At 71.7% G+C, this 6,337-nt stretch carries 6 protein-coding genes and 1 pseudogene; 3 read left to right on the forward strand and 4 right to left on the reverse strand.

Annotation, left to right across the window (positions count from 1 at the left end):
• The coding region (locus AC1DP0_RS16330; protein WP_478086146.1) for an SRPBCC family protein at positions 1–156 on the reverse strand (156 nt) is incomplete at its 3' end.
• Between the two features lie 208 nt (positions 157–364).
• Here AC1DP0_RS16330 and AC1DP0_RS16335 point away from each other — a divergent pair.
• Positions 365–2,155 (forward strand): AMP-dependent synthetase/ligase, encoded by a 1,791-nt coding sequence (locus tag AC1DP0_RS16335; RefSeq protein WP_478086132.1) that lies wholly within the window; start codon positions 365–367, stop codon positions 2,153–2,155.
• Between the two features lie 4 nt (positions 2,156–2,159).
• Here the strand turns inward: AC1DP0_RS16335 and AC1DP0_RS16340 are convergent, their stop codons facing one another.
• Both AC1DP0_RS16340 and AC1DP0_RS16345 read right to left on the reverse strand, forming a co-directional pair.
• Positions 2,160–3,521 (reverse strand): hypothetical protein, encoded by a 1,362-nt coding sequence (locus AC1DP0_RS16340; RefSeq protein WP_478086134.1) that lies wholly within the window; start codon positions 3,519–3,521, stop codon positions 2,160–2,162.
• A 51-nt stretch (positions 3,522–3,572) separates the two neighbouring features.
• Entirely contained in the window at positions 3,573–3,722 is a 150-nt protein-coding gene (locus AC1DP0_RS16345) for a hypothetical protein (protein WP_478086139.1), read from the reverse strand.
• 224 nt (positions 3,723–3,946) lie between these two features.
• On the opposite strand from AC1DP0_RS16345, the gene AC1DP0_RS16350 reads away from it, so the two are divergent.
• Both AC1DP0_RS16350 and AC1DP0_RS16355 read left to right on the forward strand, forming a co-directional pair.
• Positions 3,947–5,779: a DEDD exonuclease domain-containing protein gene (locus AC1DP0_RS16350; RefSeq protein ID WP_478086142.1), complete on the forward strand. Its 1,833-nt coding sequence runs from the start codon at positions 3,947–3,949 to the stop codon at positions 5,777–5,779.
• A 20-nt stretch (positions 5,780–5,799) separates the two neighbouring features.
• Entirely contained in the window at positions 5,800–6,084 is a 285-nt protein-coding gene (locus tag AC1DP0_RS16355) for an Lrp/AsnC family transcriptional regulator (protein ID WP_442278283.1), read from the forward strand.
• A gap of 46 nt (positions 6,085–6,130) precedes the next feature.
• On the opposite strand, the pseudogene AC1DP0_RS16360 reads toward AC1DP0_RS16355, so the two are convergent.
• Positions 6,131–6,337 (reverse strand): annotated as a pseudogene (locus tag AC1DP0_RS16360) (anthranilate phosphoribosyltransferase); the annotation flags it as partial.

The following is a 6,337-nucleotide window of genomic DNA, read 5'->3' on the forward strand; positions in this document are numbered from 1 at the left end:
GACCTGGTCCGCCCAGCCGTCACCCTCCTCGGCGAGCACGGAGACGTCCTTCACCTCGCCCGCCCACTCGGGATAGGCCTCGAAGTCCGCGATGACGTCGAGGACCTCGCCCGGAGGGGCGTCGATGACGATGGAGGACTCGGTGCGATCGGGCATGCGCCGAAGGCTATCGCGTCGAGTGTGCGCTGGCGCTGGTCCTGCGGCTGCTCTCGCGCGTCGGCCGCGTGCCACGATGGAGGGGTGGCAGTCTTGCGCAGCAGGGCGGCACCCGGACCGGGCCACCCCCGGCGCCACGATGAGATGGTCGGAGCGGTTACCGCTCGGTAAGGTGCAGCACAGTTACCACCCGCAACCAGGAGTGACAGTGAAGGACAACGTCGTCGCACCACTTGCCCCCGTCACGACGGAGGGAAGCCTTGCGGACCTGCCCGTGCGCAATGCCGCGGAGAACTCGAACGAGACCGCGTTCTCCCGCAAGACCCCCTCCGGCGGCTGGACGCACGTGACGTGGGCGCAGTTCGCCGACGACGTCGCCGCCGTGGCCCGGGGGCTCATGGCCGCGGGTCTGGCGCCCGGGGACCGGCTGGCACTCATGTCGCGCACGCGCTACGAGTGGACACTCGTCGACTTCGCTGCCTGGAGTGCGGGCGCCGTCGTCGTGCCGATCTACGAGACCTCGTCCGCCGAGCAGGTGCAGTGGATCCTGTCGGACTCCGACGCGCAGGTCGTCGTCGTCGAGACCGATGCTCACCGTGCCACCGTCGACCAGGTCCGGGGCGAGCTGCCATCGCTCCGCGATGTCATCACCATCAACGGCGGCGGCCTCGACGCCCTGCGCCAGAAGGGCCGGGAGGTCCCTGACGCCGACCTGGCCGCACGCCGCGCCGGCCTCGACCGGGGGTCGGTGGCAACGATCATCTACACCTCGGGCACGACGGGGCGGCCCAAGGGGTGCGAGCTGACCCACGGTAACTTCCTCGACCTCGCCGAGAACGCCATCGAGAAGCTGGGCCAGGTGGTACTGACCGACAACGCGTCGACACTGCTCTTCCTCCCGCTGGCCCACGTCTTCGCGCGCTTCATCGAGGTGCTCTGCGTCGCGGGCAGGGCACGCATGGGCCACTCGTCGGACATCAAGACCCTCCTCGACGACTTCGCCGGATTCCAGCCGACCTTCGTGCTCGCCGTCCCGCGCGTCTTCGAGAAGATCTTCAACTCGGCCGAGGCCAAGGCGTCCGCCGAGGGCAAGGGGAAGATCTTCCTCCGCGCCGCCACCGTCGCGATCGCCTACAGCGAGGCGCTCGACGCGGGTGGCCCCGGTCTGGGGCTCCGGGTCCAGCACGCCGTCTTCGACCGTCTGGTCTACGGCAAGCTGCGCGCCGCCATGGGCGGTCAGGTGCGCTACGCCGTGTCCGGCGGTGCGCCACTGGGCACCCGCCTCGGTCACTTCTACCGCGGCATCGGCGTCGTCATCCTCGAGGGCTACGGCCTCACCGAGACCACGGCTCCCGTGGCGGTGAACACGCCGGACAAGATCAGGATCGGCACGGTCGGACCGCCGCTGCCGGGCACCGGCATCCGGATCGCCGACGACGGCGAGATCCTGCTCAAGGGGGTCGGCGTCTTCACCCGCTACCACGACAACCCCGCGGCGACGGCCGACGCCATCGTCGACGGTTGGTTCCACACCGGCGACCTCGGCGAGCTGGACGACGAGGGCTACCTGCGGATCACCGGGCGCAAGAAGGAGATCCTCGTGACGGCGGGCGGCAAGAACGTCGCCCCCGCGGTGCTCGAGGACCGTCTGCGCGCGCATCCACTCGTCTCGCAGTGCATCGTCGTCGGCGACCAGAAGCCCTTCGTCGCCGTGCTCCTGACGCTCGACGAGGAGATGTGGCCGCTCTGGGCCAAGACCCATGGCGTCGAGGGCGTCTCGCTCGAGCAGGCCCGCACCCATCCGAAGGTGCTCGAAGCGCTCCAGGAGGCCGTCGACCGGGCCAACGACGCGGTCTCCAAGGCCGAGTCGATCCGGAAGTTCGTCGTGCTCTCCGGCGACTTCACCGAGGCGAACGGCTACCTCACGCCCTCGCTCAAGCTCAAGCGCAACGTCGTCATGAAGGACTTCGGCGCCGAGGTGGAGAAGCTCTACGCCTGACGGCTCAGCGCAGCAGGTCGCGGGTGCGCGCCTGCCACGCCTGCAGCAGTGCCGACCGCGTCGAGCCCATGACAGAGCTCAACGCGTCGTCGACGGCCGCCTCGCGGTCGTCGAGCTGCGAGCTCGGTGGCACGCGCCCGCCCGCGGCCGCGCGGTAGAGACGGACCACGGCCGGCATCCCGTAGCGGTCCGCCAGGGTGCGCAGCGCCAGCAGCGAGAGGCCGTATGCCGCCGGGAGCGCACGGGTGCCCGGGTCGAAGTCCGCGTCTGCTGGCAGAGCCTGCGGGAGACCCGACGACCGAACCCGCTCGAGTGCCGGGGCGACGACGGTCGCCTCCGGCAGGTCGACGGGCTGGTACGCGACGAGCTCGGCGAAGCCCTCGGACAGCCAGACGGGGACGCTGCGCGTCGTCGAGGCCCTGACCGTCGCATGGGTCAGCTCGTGGGTCATGACGACGTCGCGGCCGTCGGGGCRCAGCGAGCTCCACGCTCCGGGCACGAGGACGATCCGATCCGCCCCGGCATGCTCCCCCGGGGTCAGCGGGCCGTCCGTGGCGGCCGCCACCCCCGCGAGGTCGTCCGCGGAGCGACCCAGCAGTCGTGCGGCATCGGCGTCGGTGGAGGGGGCGACCCAGACGGCCGGTCTGGCCTCCCCCCAGACGGCGGCGACACGCGCCTCGGCCGTGCGCGCGCGGCGCACGACCTCTTCGACACGGTCACCGGTGCCGACCGCGAGCACGAGGGAGGTTGCTGCCCTGCGGACGACGAGTCCGGGGAGGTCCCAGGGTTGCGGGCGCCCTGACGGCGCCGAGGCGGTGATGACGAGATCAGCCGGGCGTGCCGGGTCAGCCTTGAAGGTGAGGTCGAGGTCGAAGGATCGGGGTGACGTGTCGAAACCGAGAAGCCTGTAGGTGAGGCTGGCCTTCACGTCCCACTCGACCTGGGTTCCGCGCGGGACGGGAACGGGAGCGGTCGTCTCGCGCGCCAGGACGAGGCGCAGGTCACCGGCCCCCATCGCTCTCATACGCTCGAACACGGCGGCCTGGCTGGTGCGTAGGAGACCGGACGCGGGCCCGCTCAGCGCGGCCAGCCAGCCGGTCTCGTCCCGGCGGTCGACGTCGCCCACACGGGCCTCGAGCACCTGCGTCACCGCGCGGGTTCGGGCGTCGGACCACGCCCCGGGGTCGGTGTCGGCCGTCGCGGTCCCCGAGCGGGACGGGCTCGACGCGGTAGACGCGGCAGGGAGGAAGGCGGGAACCGAGGGGGCACTGGCGGCGGTGCAGGCCCCAAGGCCCCAGGCGGTGGCAGTCACGAGAACCACGGCCGCGGCCACCCGAGGGGAGACACGACGGTTGGGGCTGCGCACCGCGACATCGTGTCACGGGCCCTGGTGACTGGCCTGGCGTGACGACGCCGGTCAGACCGCCCGGCGGGCTCGGTGGTGCGACTCGCGCTCGACCGGATCGAGCCGGGCCCGGGCCGCGTTCGCCGTGCCGGTGGAGACGAGCCCGGCGGCGAGGAAGGCCGACACCGCCCGTCGCTCGGCCCGGTCGAGCGGTGCCGTCACGGCCTCACCTCGCCCGGCGTCGCGCGGGGACGCACCGGGCCGGAGTGGTATCTCGTTCAGCGCGGTCACCATGCAGTCTGCGCAGTGGACGTCCCGCACCGGGCAGGTCTGGCAGTCGACGAGCATCATCTCGGTCCAACCCCTTCGTCTCTCATTGCGATCTGTCGTGAAAGACGCTAGGTGCACCCACCGACAGCGTCGGGGGACGCCGCGCCTCCCCGACGTTGTCGGCGCACCGGCATACCGTCAGGGTCGTGCAAGCCATCCAGTCCACGTTCGACGACCTCGGCACCCCCCTCGCCGCAGTCACGTTCGTCGTCGTGGACCTCGAGACGACCGGGGGCACCCCGGCACAGTGCGGCATCACCGAGATCGGCGCCGTCAAGGTGCGCGGCGGCGAGCAGCTCGGGGAGTTCCAGACCCTCGTCAACCCCGCGGAGCCCATCCCGGCCTTCATCTCCGTCCTCACCGGCATCACCGACTCGATGGTCCGCGACGCACCGCGCATCGACAGCGCCCTGCCCGCCTTCCTCGAGTTCGCGGCCGGCAGCGTCCTCGTGGCGCACAACGCCGGCTTCGACATCGGGTTCCTCAAGGCGGCCGCCGCCCGCGTCGGGCTGCGGTGGCCCGGATTCCCGGTCCTGGACACCCTCCAGCTGGCGCGACAGCTCGTGGTGCGTGACGAGTCGCCGAACCATCGGCTGTCCTCGCTGGCCCAGGTCTTCGGCTCGCCGACCACGCCCGACCACCGGGCGCTGCACGACGCCCGTGCCACCGTCGACGTGCTGCACGGCCTCATCGAGCGCGTCGGCAACCTCGGCGTCCACACCCTCGAGGAGCTCTCGAGCTACAGCTCCCGGGTCACACCGTCGCAGCGCCGCAAGCGGTTCCTCGCCGACCCCCTGCCCAGCGCGCCCGGGGTCTACCTCTTCAAGGACGGCAGCGACCGCGTCCTCTATGTCGGCACGAGCCGCGACATCCGCACCCGCGTGCGCAGCTACTTCACCGCGTCCGAGCAACGCAGCCGGATGGCCGAGATGGTGCGGCTCGCCCAGGTGGTGCACCCGGTCGTCTGCCAGACCTCGCTCGAGGCGCAGGTCCGCGAGCTGCGGCTCATCGACGAGCACAAGCCCCGCTTCAACCGGCGGTCGAAGAACGGCCGCAAGGTCATGTGGGTCAAGCTCACGCAGGAACGCTTCCCCCGCCTGTCGATCGTCAAGCAGGTGCGGGACGACGACGCCCACTACATCGGCCCGTTCCGGTCCCGCGTGACCGCCCAGTCGGCCATCGACGCGGTCCATGAGGTGGTGCCCCTGCGCCAGTGCACCGGTCGCCTCACCGGACGCGGCACCGCCTGCGCCCTCGCCGACATGGGCCGTTGCGGCGCTCCCTGCACAGGTGCACAGTCCGAGGGCGACTACGCCGTCGTCGTCGACGAGTGCCGCGCCATCTTCACCGGCAACGCCCGCCCGAGCGCAGACCTGCTCCGTGCGCGACTCGAGGAGCTCGCCTCGCAAGAGCGTTTCGAGGACGCGGCGCGGGTGCGTGACCGCTTCCTGCAGCTCGTACGAGGTGCGGCGCGCGCCCAGCGGCTCGCGCCGCTCGTGCGCTCCCCCGAGATCGTCGGGGCCCGTCGCAGCGACCTCGGGGGCTGGGAGCTCGTCTCCATACGCCACGGACGCCTGGCCGGCACCGCGGTGAGCCCGCGAGGAGCCGACCCCATGCCCTACGTCCGCTCGATGCAGGCCACCGCCGAGGTCGTGCCCCCCTCCACGCCCGAGCGGCCGTCCGCGCTCACCGAGGAGACCGAGATCCTGCTGCGCTGGCTCGAGGCTCCAGGCGTGCGCATCGTCGAGCTCGACGGGACGTGGACCTGCCCGGTCGGGGGCGCCGGCTCGGTGCGCAGCGAGCTCGAACCAGCCGTCGCATCGGCCCACGACGTCGTCGGCTTCGACAACGACGTGCCGCCCTCGCGACCCGGTCCCGGAGGAGCCGGCGGCCGGTCCGGTCGAGCGGGCGCCGCTGGGCACGGTTCCGGCCTGCGCAGCGCCGGTTGAGGCCCGGCTAAGGTGTCACCGTGATCACCGCCATCGTCATGATCAGCTGCGAGGTCGACCGCATCCCGGAGGTCGCGGAGGCTGTTGCCGACATTCCGGCCGTGTCCGAGGTCTATTCGGTGACCGGGGACACCGACCTCATCGCCATGGTCCGCGTCAAGGCGCACGAGGAGTTCGCCGACGTCATCGCCGACCAGCTGAACAAGGTGGAGGGCATCGTCGGCACGTCGACGCACATCGCCTTCCGCACCTACTCCTCGCACGACCTCGAGGCAGCCTTCAGCCTGGGCCTCGAGGGCGACTGACCCTCGTCGCCAGGACGCCTCGTCGGTTCAGCGGCGCCTCGACAGTTCAGCGACGCGTCGCGGTCACCCAGCGTTCGACGAGTCCCGTGGCCGCGCCGGTGTCGATGGCTTCTGCCGCACGCGCCATCCCAGCGCGCAGGTCGGCGTCGAAGTCCGCCTCCGACGGTCCCGAGTCCGGCCGCGTCAGAGCGAGGGCGATGCCGGCGTTGAGCAGCACGGCGTCGCGCACCGCGCCCGTGGCCCCGGCAAAGAC

The organism is Terrabacter sp. P5_B1, assembly GCF_056400505.1.